Consider the following 18,324-nt stretch of genomic DNA (forward strand, 5'->3'; position numbering starts at 1 on the left):
AGGTTAGTCTTTGTCTGTAGAACTCAGAGAAACGGAAGAGAGGTAGTTCAGCAGGGCGATATCGTTTTCCACGCCGAGTTTCATCATCGCCGATTTTTTCTGGCTACTGATGGTTTTGATACTGCGGTTCAGCTTTTTGGCGATCTCGGTAACCAGGAAGCCTTCGGCGAACAGGCGCAATACTTCACTCTCTTTTGGCGACAGGCGTTTGTCACCGTAACCACCGGCGCTGATTTTTTCCAGCAGACGCGAAACGCTTTCCGGGGTGAATTTCTTGCCTTTCTGCAGTGCGGCCAGCGCTTTCGGCAGATCGGTCGGTGCGCCCTGTTTCAGTACGATCCCTTCGATATCCAGATCCAGTACCGCGCTCAGGATCGCCGGGTTGTTATTCATCGTGAGAACAATGATCGACAGATCCGGGAAATGGCGCTTGATGTATTTGATAAGCGTAATCCCATCACCGTACTTGTCGCCGGGCATGGATAGGTCGCTAATCAGGACGTGAGCGTCCAGCTTAGGAAGATTGTTGATTAATGCCGTGGAGTCTTCAAACTCGCCAACAACGTTCACCCACTCGATTTGCTCAAGTGACTTACGAATACCGAACAGTACGATCGGATGGTCATCGGCAATAATTACGTTCATATTGTTCATGTATTAGGCTACCTTGCTACAGCAAGCTCTTGACGTAGACGTCAATGTCGCTGATATATTTTTCTATGCCTTGAGTATCTTTTTCACGAATCAGATGCTCAAGCGTTTCACATAATTGCTTGCCGGGTACCAGATTAAGCATAGCAAACGCCCCTTTGAGGCGGTGAGCGGTTTGCGCCAGCGCGGCTAAATCGCTCGTTGCCAGTTCATTATACAGCCTCTTAACATCATCTGGTACCGTGTCGGCAAACAACGCGTAATAGCCGCTGGCATGCAGTTCGGCGTTACTCACGCTTTCAGGGGGAGAGGGCTGCCCCTCTTCATCAGCCAGTTGCTGCTCTATCAGCTGTAGAATAGCTTCCTGCATCGCCGTGCTGATATTAAAATTGACGCGGAGCTGACCTGGACTAATCTTATGAATCCCGACTTCATCATCGCTTAAAAGCAAGCCTGAAGCAGTAAGATTAGACGGATTATCCGTTAAAAAGAGATCATATTGTTGACTTGTTAGTCTATCATCCGGCGAGATGCAGGTCGCGCCCCAGCTTTCGAGCTGGCGCGTAACGATACGGCGCACCTCATTAGAGGTAACATCAAGCAATACCACAACATCATCCAGTAGATGTTCCCCTGAATCACTCTCTTCTTCACTGGCCGCCATTTTAAGATGCAGGGAATAGCGGGTACCCAGCGACTCGCGGGCCTTGATATTCAACTGACCACCGAGCTTGCGGGTCAGGCGATCGCAGAGCCAGAAGGTAAGGGCGTTAGCTTTACCATAGAGGTCTGATTGCGTCTCGTTGAGGAACGGGAAGTGCATATTATCGATTTCGTCACCGGAAACCCCATTACCGGTATCAAGAATACGGAAGGTCAGGCGATCGTCTGCCGACTCATCTTTACTCACTTCCAGAGTGATTTTGCCAATCTGTGTAGTGGTAACCGAGTACTGAATTAACAGTAAAAGCGTGCGGCGCAACGCATCACGATCGCCGTAACGTTGCTCATTTGCCGGTAGCGCATTGTTAATCAGTAGCTGCAGCCCTTTGCGTTTGATGATCGGTAAGACTTCAGGTACCACTTCATCAATGAGTTCCTGAATGGAGAACAGGCCCTGGGCGCTTTTCCAGCTATCGCTCTCAAGGAGGTTTGCCAGTTGAATCTCATCCACCAGATGTACCAGTTCATCTGCATGCTGGGCCAGCTTATGGCTTTCAGCAATACCGAGCTCCGCCGCTTCTTCTGCCAGCGTTTGCGCAGGTTGTTTTAGCGCAGCGCCGATATGCTGCATAAAGGCAGCGCGGCCTTGCTGGTTTTTCTCGTACAGACGTTGAGCCTGTTTGAGTTTCCTGGTGACCAGAACTTCACGATCCTGATCGCGAATGATGAATATTTGCGTACGCGGTGAGACCTGACTGCGGAACTGGCGGATTTCATACAATTCATTATTCACCGTGGCCTGAATGACGCCCTGGTGTTGGTCGGCCATGTTGATAATGTTCTGCAGGTTCAAATGCGGCAGCAGATGATCGGCGATAGGATTGCTGATTATCGTACGATTAGCCTCCTGGTCATGAACCAATAGCCCTAACGGTAGCAGCGAGACTATCTCTTCGTGGATTGCGCGCTGGGTGCGTAATTCGCTATTGGCAGCCGAAGAGACCGCTGTACCGACCTCGTTTTTACGTCCGCTATAGTGACGAAAAGTCGTGAAACCGAACAGCGTCAGCGCCAGCAGGCCGATATTCAACAGCAGCGGCAGCAAAATATTCTGTAAGGATTCCAGAATCAGCTCGCTGAAGGGCACCATCCAAACCAGCCGCATACCGGTGGTGTTAATGGTGGTGGTAATTTCAATCCGTGGGCCATTAAAGTTGATGCTGACGATATCGGTGGCTTCTTTGTCCGGATTGTTGCTGATGCTTTGCGACGGATCGGGTTCAAGACGGAAGCTCTCCAGCGACATGCTGGGAGGAATGAGATCGTTAATGGGGAGATCGAAAGCCACAACGGTCGCCAGGTGGCCCGGCTGGTTAAAAGTGGTGCGTAAAGTAAAGTAGTAGCCGTTCTGCCATGCGAGATGACGCAATGACGAAAATGTTTCGCGTTCATCTAATGTATTTGCCTGGAGCAACATTTCGGCCCGTCGGGACTCCACGACGCTGCTGATGGTTGACTCTTTAAAGCTGGAGGAGAGATCTTTTAACGGCAGCGTTGAAACTAAAATAAGGCTGTTATCGAGTCCGTTAAGGTAATACATCGACCAGGGAATGGTCTCCGCGCCCCACAGAATATCGAGATAACTGGAGATTTTTTGCGTCATTTCCAGCGTTGAGCTGTCATGAGAGCCAAAAATCAGCGCTTCTGTTTTACGCCTGGGTTTCTCCAGGTAGTAAACATCCTGCTTCAAACGCGTTTCTTGTAAACCGCTCTCTCCCGTTGCGCCGGGCGAAGTTGCCGCGATGTTGTCATATATTTGCCAGGTGGCGTAGCGCCAGGTATCAATACGCTTATGCAAGTCATAGCTGACATCGACGACCTGATAACTTTTGTCTTTCAGCCATGCGTTGACGGCGCTTTGAATCATGACCCCCATCGTCGCCAGCAGGACGATGACCATTAAAATGAAGAAACGGGTAATGTTGCCGGGGATCAGGGAAAATTTTTTCGGGGTCATCGTGTGAGAGTATGACTCATCAGTGTTTGTAAACGGAATGTTGCGCCCGGGTAACTGGGAGCAGGACGGATGCTATAGCCAGTATAAAGGCTAATGCCGTAAATCCATACAACTGAATATCATACATTGTTTTATTTGCCTTGAGATTCATCTTAGATCCGCGGCGGCAGACAAACATGAACAGTGCGATTGTTTTTGTACAATTACTTACCGATTTTTCAAATTAAATAGCACTAATTAACAAGAAATTGTGCGAATAACCTTAATTCTGCGCGTAAGTTGTTTGATTAATAACCGTTATTTTTTGTTGTGCCAGGATGGGAATAATTAAAGATGTGTAAAGAAGGGTAAAAAAAACCGGATGCGAGGCATCCGGTAGAAATAGGGGTAAACAGACATTCAGAACTGAATGACGGTAATAAATAAAGTTAATGATGATAGCGGGATTAATTTTAGTCTCAGTTGAGATTTTTGTTTTACCATTCAGTGCTATAGAAATGGGTGATGCCTCTAATTAGTTGAATCTGATGTATAATGCGGGCTTTTGAGGTTCTTTCATGGCCAGCGTTAACATTCATTGTCCTCGTTGTCAGTCTGCACAGGTCTACCGCCATGGTCAGAACCCTAAAGGCCATGACAGATTTCGCTGCCGTGACTGCCACCGCGTTTTTCAGCTCACTTACACTTATGAGGCCCGTAAGCCGGGCATTAAAGAGCTGATCACTGAAATGGCCTTCAATGGCGCCGGGGTTCGCGATACCGCCAGAACACTGAAAATTGGCATTAACACCGTCATCCGGACTTTAAAAAACTCACGCCAAAGCGAATAACGTCTTCGCCCGTTGCTCATGCTGATGTGGCGCTTATCTGCGAACTTGATGAGCAATGGAGTTTCGTTGGCAGTAAAGCCCGGCAACACTGGCTCTGGTACGCGTATAACACCAAAACAGGGGGTGTACTGGCCTACACTTTTGGTCCCCGTACCGATGAAACCTGCCGGGAACTACTGACACTGCTTACGCCATTCAACATCGGCATGATCACCAGCGACGACTGGGGCAGCTATGGCCGGGAGGTGCCGAAGGATAAGCATCTGACCGGAAAAATATTCACCCAACGGATTGAGCGCAATAACCTGACGCTGCGCACCCGCATTAAGCGCTTGGCTCGTAAAACAATCTGCTTCTCGCGTTCAGTAGAGATCCACGAAAAAGTCATCGGGACGTTTATTGAAAAACACATGTTCTACTAATTGGAAGCATCACCTAGAAATGTAACTTCGTAACGTGCTGATATTGATTGATAATTTTAATTTTTTGATTATTAGTGCTTATTTACATGGTATGTATGGAGATAAAAAAAGTTCCCTTCAATTTACAAATTGAAACATCTTGTGCGCATTTGGAAACATTTTAGAAGTTTTAGTATCATATTCTTGTTGGATTATTCTGTATTTTGCAGCACAATGAAATAGCCGACTGATTAGAAGGGTAATCAGTAAGCAGTGGCAATAATAAAAGGCATATAACAAACAGAGGGTTAATAACATGAAAGTTAAAGTACTGTCCCTCCTGGTACCGGCTCTGCTGGTAGCGGGCGCAGCAAATGCGGCTGAAGTCTATAACAAAGATGGCAACAAATTAGACCTGTACGGTAAAATCGACGGTCTGCACTATTTCTCTGACGACAAATCTTCCGATGGCGACCAGACCTACATGCGTCTGGGCATCAAAGGCGAAACTCAGATCAACGACCAGCTGACCGGTTACGGCCAGTGGGAATACAACGTTCAGGCGAACAACACTGAAAGCTCCAGCGATCAGGCATGGACTCGTCTGGCATTTGCAGGTCTGAAATTCGGCGACGCGGGTTCTTTCGACTATGGTCGTAACTACGGCGTTGTCTACGACGTGACTTCCTGGACTGACGTTCTGCCGGAATTCGGCGGCGACACCTACGGTTCTGACAACTTCCTGCAGTCTCGTGCTAACGGCGTTGCAACCTACCGTAACTCTGACTTCTTCGGTCTGGTTGACGGCCTGAACTTTGCTCTGCAGTACCAGGGTAAAAACGGCAGCGTGAGCGGTGAAGGTACTTCTCCGACCAACAACGGCCGTGGTGCTCTGAAACAGAACGGCGACGGTTACGGTGCTTCTGTAACTTATGATATCTGGGAAGGCATCAGCGCAGGTTTCGCGTACTCCAACTCCAAACGTAATGGCGATCAGAACAGCCAGTTGGCTAAAGGTCGTGGCGATAATGCTGAAACCTATACCGGTGGCCTGAAATATGATGCTAACAACATCTACCTGGCGACTCAGTATACCCAGACTTACAATGCCACCCGTTTCAGCGGTAGCGGTGCATCTGATTCCATCAGCGGTTTTGCTAACAAAGCGCAGAACTTTGAAGTGGTTGCACAGTACCAGTTCGACTTCGGTCTGCGTCCGTCCGTTGCTTACCTGCAGTCTAAAGGTAAGGACATCGAAGGTTTCGGCGATCAGGATCTGCTGAAATATGTTGATGTAGGCGCGACCTACTACTTCAACAAAAACATGTCCACCTACGTTGATTACAAAATCAACCTGCTGGATGACAACGAATTCACCCGTCGTGCCGGTGTTTCTACCGACGACATCGTTGCTCTGGGCCTGGTTTACCAGTTCTAAGCACGCTGAAGTTTTGAAAAAGGCGCCGATGGCGCCTTTTTTTATGCCCCGTTTACTCTTGCTGGTGTACTCTTTGGGCCTTAGCAAGAGGAAGCCAATTTTTATGGATATCACTTTTTTCCGCACCGCCCTGTTCGGGATTTGCGTACTACTCTCGGGCTGTGACTCAGCCACCACTCCAGAGTCACCAAAATCTGCTGCGACCGTGCTGGATGGTAAAACCATGGGCACGTTCTGGCGAGTCAGCGTGATCAATGTTGATGAAGCAAAGGCCCAGGAGCTGCGCCAGAAGGTGCAGGCTCAGCTGGATGCCGACGATCGTCTGCTCTCAACATGGAAAAACGATTCGGCGCTGATGCGTTTTAACCATTCACCGAGCACTACCCCCTGGCCGGTCAGCGAGGCGATGGCGGATATCGTCACCCTATCGCTGCGCATTGGAGCTAAAACCCATGGCGCGATGGATATTACCGTCGGGCCATTGGTCAATTTATGGGGCTTTGGCCCGGATAAACAGCCGGTAAAAACGCCGGATGCGCAGCAAATTGCCGCGGCAAAAGCGCGCAGTGGGTTACAGCACCTGACGGTCATTAACCAGGCCGACAAGCAGTTTTTGCAAAAAGATATTCCGGATCTGTTTGTTGATCTCTCCACCGTAGGTGAAGGATACGCAGCCGATCACTTAGCGCGCCTGATGGAACAAGAAGGGATCTCGCGTTACCTGGTTTCCGTAGGTGGCGCGCTGGTGAGTCGTGGAATGAATGCCGAAGGGCAGCCGTGGCGGGTGGCGATCCAGAAGCCGACCGACCGCGAAAACGCCGTTCAGGCGATCGTTGATATTAACGGTCATGGTATCAGCACCTCCGGCAGCTATCGCAACTACTATGAGCTGGACGGTAAGCGCATCTCGCACGTTATCGATCCACAAACCGGGCGACCCATCGATCATAAGCTAGTTTCGGTGACGGTTATCGCCCCAACGGCGCTGGAAGCCGACGGCTGGGATACCGGACTGATGGTGTTAGGGCCGAAGAGGGCGCAGGACGTGGTGCGTGAACAGGGACTGGCAGTGTATATGATTGTCAAAGAAGGTGAAGGGTTTAAAACCTGGATGTCGCCGCAGTTCCGCGCGTTCCTCGTCGGCGAGAAAAATTAAACCGCAAGATTTCGGGTTTTTGCTAACGGACTTCGGCCCAGACTGAAGATACACTTACTGCAGGAGTCCGTTATGAAACCGATGATGATCAATACCGATGAGCGTCGCTGGCAGGCTGTATGCGAGCGCGACGTTCGTGCCGATGGCCAGTTCGTTTTTGCCGTGCTGACCACCGGCATTTGCTGTCGTCCGTCCTGCCGTTCACGGCGGGCGCTGCGGGAGAATGTGCGTTTTTATGCCAACGTTGAAGCCGCGCTGGCCGCAGGGTTTCGCCCGTGTAAACGCTGCCAGCCGGATAAAACCGATCCACAGCAGCAGAAAGTGGAAAAAGTGGCCGCCGCCTGTCGTCTGCTGGAGCAAGAAACGCCGATAACCCTCGACGCGCTGTCCCGTGAACTTGCGGTTAGCCCCTTTCATTTTCACCGTCTCTTTAAATCCGTTACCGGAATGACGCCCAAAGCCTGGCAACAGGCCTGGCGCGCGCGCCGTTTACGCGAGGCGTTGGGTCAGGGGAGGACGGTGACGGATGCTGCTTTGGCCGCCGGTTTTCCGGATACCAGTAGCTACTATCAGCAGGCTGATGCCGCGCTGGGAATGACCGCCAGCCAGTTTCGCCGCGGCGGCGATGATACCGATATTACCTGGGTATGTGACGATGGCCCGCTGGGACGCTGTCTGGTGGCTGAAAGTGAACGGGGTATATGCGCCGTGCTGCCGGGTGATGACGATGCGTCGCTACATGAGGAATTAGGCAAAATATTTCCCAATGCACGTCTGCAGCCTGGCGATGACGTTTTTCATCAGCGAGTCGCTCAAGTATTTGCGCATCTTAACGACCATCGCCAGCTAATCTCTTTGCCGCTAGATCTTCGCGGCACCGCTTTCCAGCTTCAGGTCTGGCAGGCTCTGCGCCAGATCCCGGGGGGAGAAACCCGTAGCTATCGCCAGGTTGCGCAAAGTATTGACCGTCCCCGCGCGGTCAGGGCGGTGGCAAGCGCCTGTGCCGCCAACAAGCTGGCAATGGTTATCCCGTGCCATCGGGTGGTTCGCGAGGGCGGGGCTCTCTCCGGCTATCGTTGGGGAATCGCGCGTAAAGCATTACTGCTAGCGCGCGAAGCGCAAACTGAGGAGAACTGATGCTCGATCTTTTTGCCGATACGCCGCCCTGGCAAGAGCCGCTGGCACCGGGGGCGGTAATTTTACGCCGCTATGCTCGCGAACGCGCCCCGGCCTTGTTGCTGGCTATTACTGATATTGCCAGCCGTTCGCCTTTTCGTCAGATGGTGACGCCCGGCGGCTATACGATGTCGGTGGCGATGACCAACTGCGGTGAACTGGGCTGGACTACCAATCAGCACGGCTATCTTTACTCTCCCGAGGATCCGCTGACGGGCAAACGCTGGCCGCCGATGCCGCGGATTTTCCGCGAGCTGGCCGCAGAGGCCGCTTCTGCGTGCGGTTATGAGAGATTTGCGCCTGATGCTTGTCTTATTAACCGCTATCAACCGGGGGCGAAGCTGTCGCTGCATCAGGATAAAGACGAGCACGATCTGCGCGCTCCTATTGTCTCTGTCTCACTGGGGCTCCCGGCAGTGTTTCAGTTTGGCGGCAAACAGCGTAGCGATCCGCTCCGGCGGGTGCTGCTGGAGCACGGCGATGTGGTGGTCTGGGGCGGTGAATCACGGCTGTTTTACCATGGTATTCAGCCGCTGAAAGAGGGGACTCATCCCGACACCGGTAGCTGCCGCTATAATCTCACTTTTCGTCTGGCAGGCAATAAAGAATAAAAATAAGAATTATTCTTGCTGTCATCGGCGAGCAGTTTAAACTGCTGGCTGTTTTTGCTTGCCCGGGTTGTCTTATGGAACTTCTTCTTCTTGTCTGGCGTCAATATCGCTGGCCGTTTATCTCCGTTATTGCTTTAAGTCTGCTCAGTGCGGCGCTGGGGATCGGGCTCATCGCCTTTATAAACCTGCGCCTGATGACCATTGCCGATACCTCGCTGACGGTGTTGCCGGAATTTTTGGGCCTACTGTTGCTGCTGATGGCGGTCACGCTTGGCTCACAACTGGCGTTGACCACGCTTGGGCACCACTTCGTCTATCGTCTGCGCGGCGAATTTATTAAGCGTATTCTTGATACCCAAATCGAAAAGATTGAGAAAATCGGCAGCGCGTCGCTGCTGGCCGGTTTAACCAGCGATATTCGCAATATCACTATTGCTTTTGTGCGCCTGCCAGAACTGGTGCAGGGGATTATTCTGACCTTCGGTTCCGCCGCTTACCTGGCCTGGCTGTCGGGAAAAATGATGCTGATCACTGCGCTGTGGATGGCGTTAACCATCTGGGGCGGCTTTATGCTGGTGTCGCGGGTCTATAAACATATGGCCTCGCTGCGTGAAACCGAAGACAAGCTGTATCACGATTACCAGACGGTTCTCGAGGGGCGTAAAGAGCTGACCCTTAATCGTGAACGCGCTGAATATGTGTTTAACCAACTGTATCTTCCGGATGCTCGTGAATATCGCCACCATATTGTTCGCGCTGACACCTTCCACCTGAGCGCGGTGAACTGGTCGAATATTATGATGCTGGGCGCAATTGGCCTGGTCTTCTGGATGGCTAATAGCCTCGGTTGGGCCGATACCGCCGTGGCGGCAACCTACTCTCTGACGCTGTTATTTCTGCGCACGCCGCTGCTTTCCGCGGTTGGCGCGCTGCCAACGCTGCTCAGCGCTCAGGTGGCGTTCAATAAGCTGCATAAGTTTTCCCTTGCGCCGTATCGCGCTGAATTCCCGCAGCCCCAGGCGCATCCCCACTGGCAGACTCTGGAATTGCGCGATGTCGCGTTTCATTATCCTGATAACAGCTTTGCCGTGGGGCCGATTAATATGACCCTCAAGCGCGGTGAGCTAGTGTTCCTGATTGGCGGTAACGGCAGTGGCAAATCGACGTTAGCCATGTTGCTGACCGGTTTATATCAGCCAGTTTCCGGGCAGATCCTGCTCGACGGTCAGCCGATGGCGGCAGATAAACCGGAAGATTACCGTAAGCTGTTTTCGGCGGTATTTACCGATGTCTGGCTGTTCGACAGGCTGCTGGGTCCGGAAGGGAAAGCGGCGGATTCAGCGTTGGTAGACAAGTGGCTGGATTATCTGAAAATGAGTCACAAGCTTGAGCTGGATAACGGTAAAATTCTCGACCTGAAGCTATCAAAAGGGCAGAAAAAGCGCGTAGCGCTGCTGCTGGCGCTGGCGGAAGAGCGAGATATCATCATGCTGGATGAGTGGGCGGCGGATCAGGACCCGCATTTCCGTCGTGAATTCTACCAGGTGTTGCTGCCGCTCATGCAGCAAATGGGAAAAACCGTTTTTGCCATCAGCCACGATGACCACTATTTCCAGCACGCCGACAGGTTGCTGGAAATGCGCAACGGCCAGCTATCGGAGCTGACGGGAGAAGAGCGCGTGCTGGCAACCCGCGATGCGGTCGCTCGTACCGCCTGATTGAGATCTATCCCGGAGGCGCTCGCCGACCTCCGGGAATCCCACCAACTGCTGTTTTTTCCATCGACTGAATTCACAGCGGTTATTATTTCCGCCTCCTCGCGCTATGCTTAAGGCTTCCGGCCTGCTGGTCGGCCAAATATCGTTACAAGGATTGACTGACCGATGTCCGTTTTGCATAAAAAAAGCGCCAGATTGCGCGACGAAGAGCGCGCCCGCCTCATTTGGCTGCTGAGCACCGATAAAGCCGTCACTTCCTCATTGCTGGGGAAATTAACCCTGGCTGAACGCTACGATGAAGGCACGTTGGCCGACGATCTGGCCGAAGTGGAAGTGCTGGTTTCTCACCTTCCGCCGCCGGACCTTGCCGATGCGCTCGAAGCGTTGCCTTACGACGCACGTAATGCGCTCTGGCGACTGGTGGCCGATGATAAACGTGGCGAGGTGCTGCTCGAAGCATCGGAAAGCGTCTGGGGCGATCTCATCGAAGAGATGAGCGACCATGACCTGCTGTTTGCGCTGCAAAATCTCGATATTGATGAACAGGTCTACCTGCTGCAACACTTACCGCGTGATCTGACCGGACGCCTGCTGGCGACGCTGCCTGCGGATAAGCGTGCACGTATTCGCCAGATGATGCGCTACGCCGATAATACCGTCGGCGCGATCATGGAATTCGAGGTCATCACCGTTCGCCCGGAAGCGACGCTTGCGGCGGTACAACGCTACCTGCGGCGGCTAGGCAAAATGCCGGAAAACACCGATAAGCTGTTTGTGACCACCCGCAATAAGCTGCTGCTGGGCGAACTGGAATTACAAACTATCCTGCTTAACAATGCGCAGAAGCGGGTAGGGGAAGTGATGGAAGGCGATCCGGTCACCTTTCAGCCGCATGAAGATGCAGAAAAAGTGGCGCGAACGTTTGAACGTGATGACTTACTTAGCGCCGCCGTTATTGATGCTGACGGCAAGTTAATGGGGCGTTTGACCATCGATGAGATCGTCGATGTGGTCTACGAAGAGACCGACAACGATTTACGCCGAATGGGTGGCTTGAGTAACGATGATGACGTGTTTGCCCCGGTGAGCAAAGCGGTGAAAACCCGCTGGGCCTGGCTGGCGGTGAATTTGTGCACCGCGTTTATCGCCTCCCGCGTTATTGATGGTTTTGAACATACTATTTCGCAATTGGTCGCGCTGGCCTCGCTGATGCCGATTGTCGCCGGGATCGGCGGCAACACCGGTAATCAGACAATCACCATGATCGTCCGTGCGATGGCGTTGCAGCACATTCAGCCGGGAAGTTTCACCTTTCTGATTCTGCGTGAAATGGGCGTTGCGCTGATCAACGGGATCGTCTGGGGTGGGATCATGGGCGCCATAACCTGGTGGCTGTACGACGATCCGCAGCTTGGTGGCGTGATGACGCTGGCAATGATGCTGAACCTGCTGATGGCGGCGATGATGGGCGTGATTATCCCGATGGTGATGGTCAAGCTGGGGCGCGATCCGGCGGTCGGCTCCAGCGTGATGATTACCGCTATCACCGACACCGGTGGATTCTTTATTTTTCTTGGGTTGGCGACGATTTTTCTGATGTAGCCTGCGGTTTATTGCGCAGGCGGCGGGGGATCAAGGCCATTGAGACCAGACCCGCCAGGACGCCAATCGCCAGATTGCTGGTGCCGACGGTCGCGCCGACGGTCACCAGCATCACCAGCGTTTCCGGCCACGGATTATGCGCCAGCTCAGTCGGGCGAATACTGTGCCAGCTAAAGGTTTTCACCGCCACAATCACCATCACCCCGGCGAGAACGGCCATCGGAATTTTTGCCATCACTTCGCTTAATGCGGTCACTAACAGTAATAGCACCAGGGCAGCAGCAATCGTGGAGACGCGGCTGCGGGCTTTGCCCATTTCGACGTTAACAATGGTCTGGCCGATCATCGCGCATCCGGCAATGCCGCCATAAAACCCGGCAAGAATATTGGCAATCCCCAGACCAGCGCTCTCACGCGATTTACTGGAAGGGGTATGGGTCAGGTCATCGACTAATTTAGCCGTCAGCAGCGACTCCATCAGGCCGACAAAGGCGATACTGAGCGCGCAGGGCCAGATAATTTGCAGCGTTGTTAAGTCCAGCGGCACTATCAGGCTGGTCAATCCGGGTAACCCGCCGCCCATCGGGCCCTCATCGCCAACGGTAGGCAGCAACTGGCCGCTGAAAACGGTAAACAGAGTCAGCAGAACGATAGCAATCAGCGGCGAGGGGATGGCCTTGATGTAGCGCGGTGCCCACAACACAATCAACAGCGTTAAAACAAACAAGCCGATAATCAGCGGCTGCTTGCTCCAGAAATGCGGTACCTGGGCGAAAAAAATCAGGATCCCTAGCGCATTGACGAAACCGGTCATCACCGCCTGCGGAATAAAGCGCATCAGGCGCGCCATACCGCATACACCAAACAGAATTTGAATCATCCCCGCAAGAATCACCGCAGGCAGAATATAGCCAACGCCATGTTGGTGCACCATTGGCCCGATGACCAGCGCGACTGAACCGGCAGCGGCAGTGACCATGGCCGGTCTACCGCCCAGTATCGACATCGCCAGACACAGCACCACAGAAGCGACCAGGCTAACCTTTGGGTCAACGCCAGCAATAACGGAAAAGGAGATAACCTCGGGGATCAGGGCTAGTGCGGTCAGCACGCCTGCCAGGGTTTCGCGCGTCAGTAGCGCGGGCGAACGCAGTATCTGGCTTAATGTGCCAGCGTTGCCGATGGTAGCGGAATCAGAAACAGGGGGCATAAAAAAAGTTCGCAGATTATAAAAAAACGGATGTGGTATCAGCCGATACTTTCGTGCGGTCTGTCACAAAACCGGGGATGATAGCGCGGAAACAGACTTCACACCAGTACAAAATGTGATTTGTGATACACATTTATTAAACATTTTTATAACAGATCTCAAAACTAAACTTAAAATTTAAACAATATTTAAATTTTTTTTCTTCAGTGTTACCTTTGAAGCCGAGAATCGTTTCACCTGCGCTATATAACAAAAGCGAGTAAAAGTAAGGCTCAAATTCGATGAAGAAAAAGATGGCCGTACCCAGCTCACAGGCGGTTGGTTCCAATAACACTCGGACCAACACCCGCCATGAGCAAGAGACGGATGTATTGTTGATCGGCGGCGGCATCATGAGCGCCACGTTGGGAACCTGGCTCCAGGAACTGGAACCAGATTGGTCTATTACCATGGTCGAGCAGATGTCCAGCGTCGCGGAAGAAAGCTCGAACGGCTGGAACAACGCGGGTACCGGACATGCCGCGCTGATGGAGCTGAACTATACGCCGCAAACTACTAACGGAATTAATATCGATAAAGCGGTTGATATCAACGAATCCTTCCAGATTTCTCGTCAGTTTTGGGCCCACCAGGTGACGCGCGGCATTCTCAATAAGCCGAAATCCTTTATTAATAGCGTGCCGCACATGAGCTTTGTGTGGGGAGAGGATAACGTCAACTTCCTGCGCGCTCGCTACGCGGCTTTGCAGCAAAGCGAACTGTTCCGCGGCATTCGCTACTCTGAAGATCATCAACAAATTAAACAGTGGGCTCCGCTGGTGATGGAAGGGCGCGATCCGCAGCAGAAAGTGGCCGCCACCCGCACGGAAATGGGCACCGACGTCAACTACGGTGAAATTACCCGTCAGCTGATTGCCGGGCTGAAAACTCATGAAAATTTCTCTCTTCAACTGGGAACGGTGGTGCGCCGCTTTAAGCGCAATGCCGACAAGAGCTGGACCGTGACGCTGGCGGATGCCAACAATCGTCATCAGAAACGCGTCATCAAAGCCAAATTTATCTTTATCGGTGCTGGTGGTGCAGCCCTGACCCTGTTGCAGGAAACCGGTATTGCGCAGGCCAAAGAGTATGCGGGCTTCCCGGTCGGCGGGCAGTTCCTGGTGTGCGAGAACCCGGAAGTGGTCGAGCATCACCTGGCGAAAGTCTATGGTCAGGCAGAGGTGGGCGCGCCACCAATGTCGGTTCCGCATATTGACACCCGTATTATCGACGGTAAACGCGTGGTGTTGTTTGGGCCGTTTGCCACCTTCTCAACGCGTTTCCTGAAAAACGGCTCGCTGTGGGATCTGCTGGCCTCTACTAATACCTCGAACATCATGCCGATGCTCAACGTGGGCCTGGATAACTTCGATCTGGTGAAATACCTGATTAGCCAGGTGCTGCAAAAAGACAAAGATCGCCATGCGGCGCTGTGCGAGTACTATCCTGAGGCGCGTAAAGAAGACTGGCGCTTATGGCAGGCAGGTCAGCGCGTGCAGATTATCAAACGCGATAAGAAGATAGGCGGCGTTCTGCGTCTCGGAACCGAAGTGGTCAGCGATGATGAAGGGACCGTGGCCGCGCTGCTGGGCGCATCGCCAGGGGCTTCTACCGCCGCGCCGATTATGCTGCAGCTGATGGAAAAAGTGTTTAAGGACAAGGTCAATTCAGCAGCCTGGCAGGCGAAGCTGAAAGAGATAGTGCCGAGCTACGGTACGCGTCTGGATGGTAATGCGGCAGAAATCGAAAAGGCGCTGGCGTGGACCAGTGAAGTGCTGGAGCTACACTATGAGCCGATTACCGTGGCTGATGATGTTCCGCAGGCGGAGCTGAAACCGCTGCCGGAAGGTAAACCTATTGCTGATATTGCGCTTTAACCCATTGTCCGGCGGCTCAGGCCGCCGGATTCTATCCTCAGGCATTAACGTTCAACGGCATTGCCGATGGTCTCGTCCGCTCTCCAGATACGATATTTCACTTCAATGTTAGCCGGGGTATACACCACGATAGGCAGTTTGCTGTTGTAGCGCAGCATTCCTGCATCACCCAGCCCTGCGGTCACAAATTGCTGCTCTTTTTTACCGTCAGGGCAGGCCATCATTGTTGAGACCGGCGAGGTCACTTTATCAAATACGTAGTAGTCGTAGCCCCAGCCTTCAAGGGTTTTGCTTTCTAGTTGACCGCCCAGGCGGTGACGATTGCAGTCGACTTCCAGCGTTTGGCCAATCATCAGCTCAACTTTCAACACCGATTCATCCTGCTGTTGCGGGAGCTGAATCACCTGACGCTTCATCCCTTTTTCAGCCTGCGGGTAGGGGGCGATTTTTTCTAGCGGCTGTTCTGCGGCCAGGGCGCTGGTGGAAATGCAGGCAACGGCCAGCAGGGAAACGGCGAACGTAGTGATTTTTTTCACGTGAGTAATCCTTTGTTATCAATCCTCAACAGGATAAGAGTAGCATCACTGTGCTGAATGGTAAGTGTTATTTACCAAAATTTTCATAATTACTAGTTATAAATTCTGCTTTTGGTTTCATGGGCGTACCACACTATTTTTAGCACTCTGGACTCCATGCGTTGAAGCTATTATTGATGAGTGGGATTTTTACGTTGATTGCAGTCAAAAAATGAATTAATTAACCTATGAAATTATTTCATTCGATATTTTCCTCGGCAATAAACTAAAATGATTCATAAAGGGAATTAATAAAAACGGAATTGTTATTTATGTGACTAATTGATATGAGTGATGGTAGATGAAAGTGAATAAAGTTTTACTGGTTGTCGTGCTGGGTGTCTCTTCGGTTTTGATGGGGTGTACCTCCGAGTCTCAGAGGTTGGCAAACTGCGAAGCCAAAGGTATTTCCAAAGACAGCTGCTATTTAGCGGAACAAAACCGTCAGGCTACTATGAATGCGGCCTATGAAAAGCAGGCGTTAGAAAACGCCGCCGCTGCGGTGCAGCATGGCCAAAGCGCGAAGGCGAAAACGAAGCATTTTGCCGGTATGGAGATCAAAGGCACCAGTACCGACTTGAGCATTGATGGTAAACCGGCGGCAGTTATCGAGAAGAATAAAGACGCAACCGTTTATCAGCAGGGGCTTTATAACTTTATCGTTTACGCTAATGGTAAGATTGCTGTGACTCAGGATGGCGTGTTTAAGGGCTATGCCAAGTAATCAGTTAAGCCATGGCGTCAAACAGGGGGAAATTTCCCCCTGTTTGTTGAGGGGCGTTCGCTACTCCTCGCGGTTTTTTCCCTCTTCCAAAAAATCCTCATCGATCTCATCGATATTCCCGGCGTGATCGCGCCCGGAGAGAAGGTTCCAGCAAGCGATAAACAGCGCGGCAATCAGCGGGCCGATAACAAAGCCATTGATACCATAGATTTCCATCCCACCAAGGGTAGATATCAGGATCAGATAGTCCGGCATTTTGGTATCTTTGCCCACCAGCAGAGGGCGGAGGATGTTATCCACCAGACCTATCACTATCACGAAGAAGCCAACGATAAAGGCACCTTGCCATATCTGTCCGGTGGCAAAAAGATAGACAGCCGCCGGGACCCAGATAATCGCGGAGCCCACCGCCGGGATAAGCGACAGAAATGCCATCAGCGCGCCCCACAAGATGCTGCCATCAATACCGACAATCCAGAATGCCAGTCCGCCAAGCGCGCCCTGGGCAATCGCCACCGCGACGGTTCCTTTTACCGTTGCCCGCGCGACGGCGGCAAATTTGGCGAACAGGTGCTGTTTAACGTGATTTGACAGTGGCAAAGACTCAAGAATTTGCCTCACCAACTGGGGACCATCTTTCAGCAGGAAAAACAGTAAATAGAGCATGATGCCGAAGCTGACGGTAAAACCGAAGGTACCTTTGCCAATCAGGAATGCGCTCCCGGCAAGATACTGACCCCCTTTTAGGGCAACGTCAGAAAGCTGCTGCTGAATTTGGTCGGCGCTATCCAGGTTATGCTCAGAGAGGAAGCTGCGGGCCCATTCCGGCAGGTGGGCAAATAGGCTGGCGACTACCGTCGGAAACTGAGTGTCGTTGTGCTGTAGCTTGGTGTAAACCACATTCAATTCAAAGGCCAGCGACGAGAGAATAATCGCCAGAGGGGTGAAGACGATCAGACAAATAATGACGACGGTAAGCAGTGACGCAAGCCCGTTGCGCTCATTCAGGCGGCTACGCAGTTTGTTCTTAACGGGGTTGAAGATGACCGCCAGAATCGCCGCCCATAAAATAGCTGAATAATAAGGGGAAAGAACGTCGAAAAACGCGAGGGTGACGATCAGCAGAATCAGGATGAAAAATCCTTTTGTAAGTCCATTAACTCTCATGTAAATCCTTCAGGGAAATGACGTGTACCCGTCATACTTCAAGTTGCTTATGTGTTGGCTACGCTCGCTCACCCCAGTCACATAGTTATCTATGCTCCTGGGGACTCACTCCCTTGCCGCCTTTAAGCAACTCGAATTATTTAGGGTGTATACCATAAAATAATAGAAGTTTTTCCTCGATTTACAATCGGAGTGGTGGCGGTTTCTTGATAAAAACAGATGGGATCATTGAGCATTAAAAAACCCGCAAACTCAAAGAGAATGCGGGTTCTTAAGGGGTTACCGGTCGTTGAAACAACTTACCGATGAATGATTTGGTCGGCACGGAGAGATTCGAACTCTCGACCCTCGCCACCCCATGACGATGCGCTACCAGGCTGCGCTACGTGCCGATTTGTGGGGAACAATATTACCCGTTCCCCAACTGAATGCAAGCCGGGAAATGACTGATTGATTCATAAATAATCAA

The 18,324-nt window shown here is 51.9% G+C and carries 14 protein-coding genes and 1 tRNA gene; 9 read left to right on the forward strand and 6 right to left on the reverse strand.

Annotated features, from left to right (window positions below; genetic code table 11):
• Positions 1 to 3 precede the first annotated feature (3 nt).
• Entirely contained in the window at positions 4 to 654 is a 651-nt protein-coding gene (gene rcsB / locus HV213_RS09630; protein ID WP_110272326.1) for a response regulator transcription factor RcsB, read from the reverse strand.
• A gap of 16 nt (positions 655 to 670) precedes the next feature.
• Complete coding sequence (gene rcsD, locus HV213_RS09635) at positions 671 to 3,331, reverse strand: phosphotransferase RcsD (RefSeq protein ID WP_181485524.1); 2,661 nt, start codon at positions 3,329 to 3,331, stop codon at positions 671 to 673.
• Positions 3,332 to 3,888: 557 nt separating this feature from the next.
• On the opposite strand from rcsD, the gene HV213_RS09640 reads away from it, so the two are divergent.
• The 7 genes from HV213_RS09640 to mgtE all read left to right on the forward strand — a co-directional run bounded on the left by HV213_RS09640 (position 3,889) and on the right by mgtE (position 12,263).
• Positions 3,889 to 4,583, forward strand: a protein-coding gene (locus HV213_RS09640; protein ID WP_181483804.1) for an IS1-like element IS1N family transposase whose coding sequence is annotated in 2 segments (ribosomal slippage) — positions 3,889 to 4,135 and positions 4,135 to 4,583 — 696 coding nt in all. Because the reading frame shifts where the segments join, the coding sequence is not laid out codon by codon here.
• 295 nt (positions 4,584 to 4,878) lie between these two features.
• Positions 4,879 to 6,000 carry a porin OmpC gene (locus tag HV213_RS09645; RefSeq protein WP_181485525.1) on the forward strand — a complete coding sequence of 374 codons (1,122 nt, stop codon included), beginning with the start codon at positions 4,879 to 4,881 and terminating at the stop codon, positions 5,998 to 6,000.
• Positions 6,001 to 6,103: 103 nt separating this feature from the next.
• Positions 6,104 to 7,156 (forward strand): FAD:protein FMN transferase ApbE, encoded by a 1,053-nt coding sequence (gene apbE, locus HV213_RS09650; RefSeq protein WP_181485526.1) that lies wholly within the window; start codon positions 6,104 to 6,106, stop codon positions 7,154 to 7,156.
• 72 nt (positions 7,157 to 7,228) lie between these two features.
• A complete protein-coding gene (gene ada, locus HV213_RS09655) occupies positions 7,229 to 8,293 on the forward strand; it encodes a bifunctional DNA-binding transcriptional regulator/O6-methylguanine-DNA methyltransferase Ada (RefSeq protein ID WP_181485527.1) in 1,065 nt (354 codons plus the stop codon).
• Positions 8,293 to 8,943 (forward strand): DNA oxidative demethylase AlkB, encoded by a 651-nt coding sequence (gene alkB / locus HV213_RS09660; RefSeq protein ID WP_181485528.1) that lies wholly within the window; start codon positions 8,293 to 8,295, stop codon positions 8,941 to 8,943. Before ada ends, alkB begins: the two co-directional genes overlap by 1 nt.
• A 74-nt stretch (positions 8,944 to 9,017) precedes the next feature.
• Positions 9,018 to 10,661, forward strand: a complete 1,644-nt coding sequence (locus HV213_RS09665; RefSeq protein ID WP_181485529.1) for a multidrug ABC transporter permease/ATP-binding protein — start codon at positions 9,018 to 9,020, stop codon at positions 10,659 to 10,661.
• Positions 10,662 to 10,826: 165 nt separating this feature from the next.
• On the forward strand, positions 10,827 to 12,263 hold the full coding sequence (mgtE, locus tag HV213_RS09670) for a magnesium transporter (RefSeq protein WP_110272333.1): 1,437 nt from the start codon (positions 10,827 to 10,829) through the stop codon (positions 12,261 to 12,263).
• Here the strand turns inward: mgtE and HV213_RS09675 are convergent.
• On the reverse strand, positions 12,226 to 13,473 hold the full coding sequence (locus tag HV213_RS09675; RefSeq protein WP_228288600.1) for a SulP family inorganic anion transporter: 1,248 nt from the start codon (positions 13,471 to 13,473) through the stop codon (positions 12,226 to 12,228). The genes mgtE and HV213_RS09675 overlap by 38 nt on opposite strands.
• Before the next feature lie 281 nt (positions 13,474 to 13,754).
• Here HV213_RS09675 and mqo point away from each other — a divergent pair, with 281 nt between their 5' ends.
• Complete coding sequence (mqo, locus tag HV213_RS09680; RefSeq protein ID WP_181485530.1) at positions 13,755 to 15,389, forward strand: malate dehydrogenase (quinone); 1,635 nt, start codon at positions 13,755 to 13,757, stop codon at positions 15,387 to 15,389.
• 44 nt (positions 15,390 to 15,433) lie between these two features.
• On the opposite strand, the gene eco is transcribed toward mqo, so the two are convergent.
• Positions 15,434 to 15,925 (reverse strand): serine protease inhibitor ecotin, encoded by a 492-nt coding sequence (eco, locus tag HV213_RS09685; protein WP_110272336.1) that lies wholly within the window; start codon positions 15,923 to 15,925, stop codon positions 15,434 to 15,436.
• A gap of 340 nt (positions 15,926 to 16,265) precedes the next feature.
• Between eco and HV213_RS09690 the strand changes: the two genes are divergently transcribed.
• On the forward strand, positions 16,266 to 16,688 hold the full coding sequence (locus HV213_RS09690; RefSeq protein WP_181485531.1) for a hypothetical protein: 423 nt from the start codon (positions 16,266 to 16,268) through the stop codon (positions 16,686 to 16,688).
• Between the two features lie 60 nt (positions 16,689 to 16,748).
• Here HV213_RS09690 and HV213_RS09695 read toward each other — a convergent pair whose 3' ends face one another.
• Positions 16,749 to 17,855 (reverse strand): AI-2E family transporter, encoded by a 1,107-nt coding sequence (locus HV213_RS09695; protein WP_181485532.1) that lies wholly within the window; start codon positions 17,853 to 17,855, stop codon positions 16,749 to 16,751.
• A gap of 315 nt (positions 17,856 to 18,170) precedes the next feature.
• A tRNA-Pro gene (locus HV213_RS09700) sits at positions 18,171 to 18,247 on the reverse strand.
• Positions 18,248 to 18,324: the final 77 nt, after the last annotated feature.

This window comes from Klebsiella sp. RHBSTW-00484 (genome assembly GCF_013705725.1).
In the GTDB taxonomy this organism is placed as follows: Bacteria; Pseudomonadota; Gammaproteobacteria; order Enterobacterales; family Enterobacteriaceae; genus Klebsiella.

Bases quoted from the DNA above. Each gene is read 5' to 3' on its own strand.
- rcsB (WP_110272326.1), bottom strand. From the start codon at position 654: ATGAACAATATGAACGTAATTATTGCCGATGACCATCCGATCGTACTG.
- rcsD (WP_181485524.1), bottom strand. From the start codon at position 3,331: ATGACCCCGAAAAAATTTTCCCTGATCCCCGGCAACATTACCCGTTTC.
- HV213_RS09645 (WP_181485525.1), top strand. From the start codon at position 4,879: ATGAAAGTTAAAGTACTGTCCCTCCTGGTACCGGCTCTGCTGGTAGCG.
- apbE (WP_181485526.1), top strand. From the start codon at position 6,104: ATGGATATCACTTTTTTCCGCACCGCCCTGTTCGGGATTTGCGTACTA.
- ada (WP_181485527.1), top strand. From the start codon at position 7,229: ATGAAACCGATGATGATCAATACCGATGAGCGTCGCTGGCAGGCTGTA.
- alkB (WP_181485528.1), top strand. From the start codon at position 8,293: ATGCTCGATCTTTTTGCCGATACGCCGCCCTGGCAAGAGCCGCTGGCA.
- HV213_RS09665 (WP_181485529.1), top strand. From the start codon at position 9,018: ATGGAACTTCTTCTTCTTGTCTGGCGTCAATATCGCTGGCCGTTTATC.
- mgtE (WP_110272333.1), top strand. From the start codon at position 10,827: ATGTCCGTTTTGCATAAAAAAAGCGCCAGATTGCGCGACGAAGAGCGC.
- HV213_RS09675 (WP_228288600.1), bottom strand. From the start codon at position 13,473: ATGCCCCCTGTTTCTGATTCCGCTACCATCGGCAACGCTGGCACATTA.
- mqo (WP_181485530.1), top strand. From the start codon at position 13,755: ATGAAGAAAAAGATGGCCGTACCCAGCTCACAGGCGGTTGGTTCCAAT.
- HV213_RS09690 (WP_181485531.1), top strand. From the start codon at position 16,266: ATGAAAGTGAATAAAGTTTTACTGGTTGTCGTGCTGGGTGTCTCTTCG.
- HV213_RS09695 (WP_181485532.1), bottom strand. From the start codon at position 17,855: ATGAGAGTTAATGGACTTACAAAAGGATTTTTCATCCTGATTCTGCTG.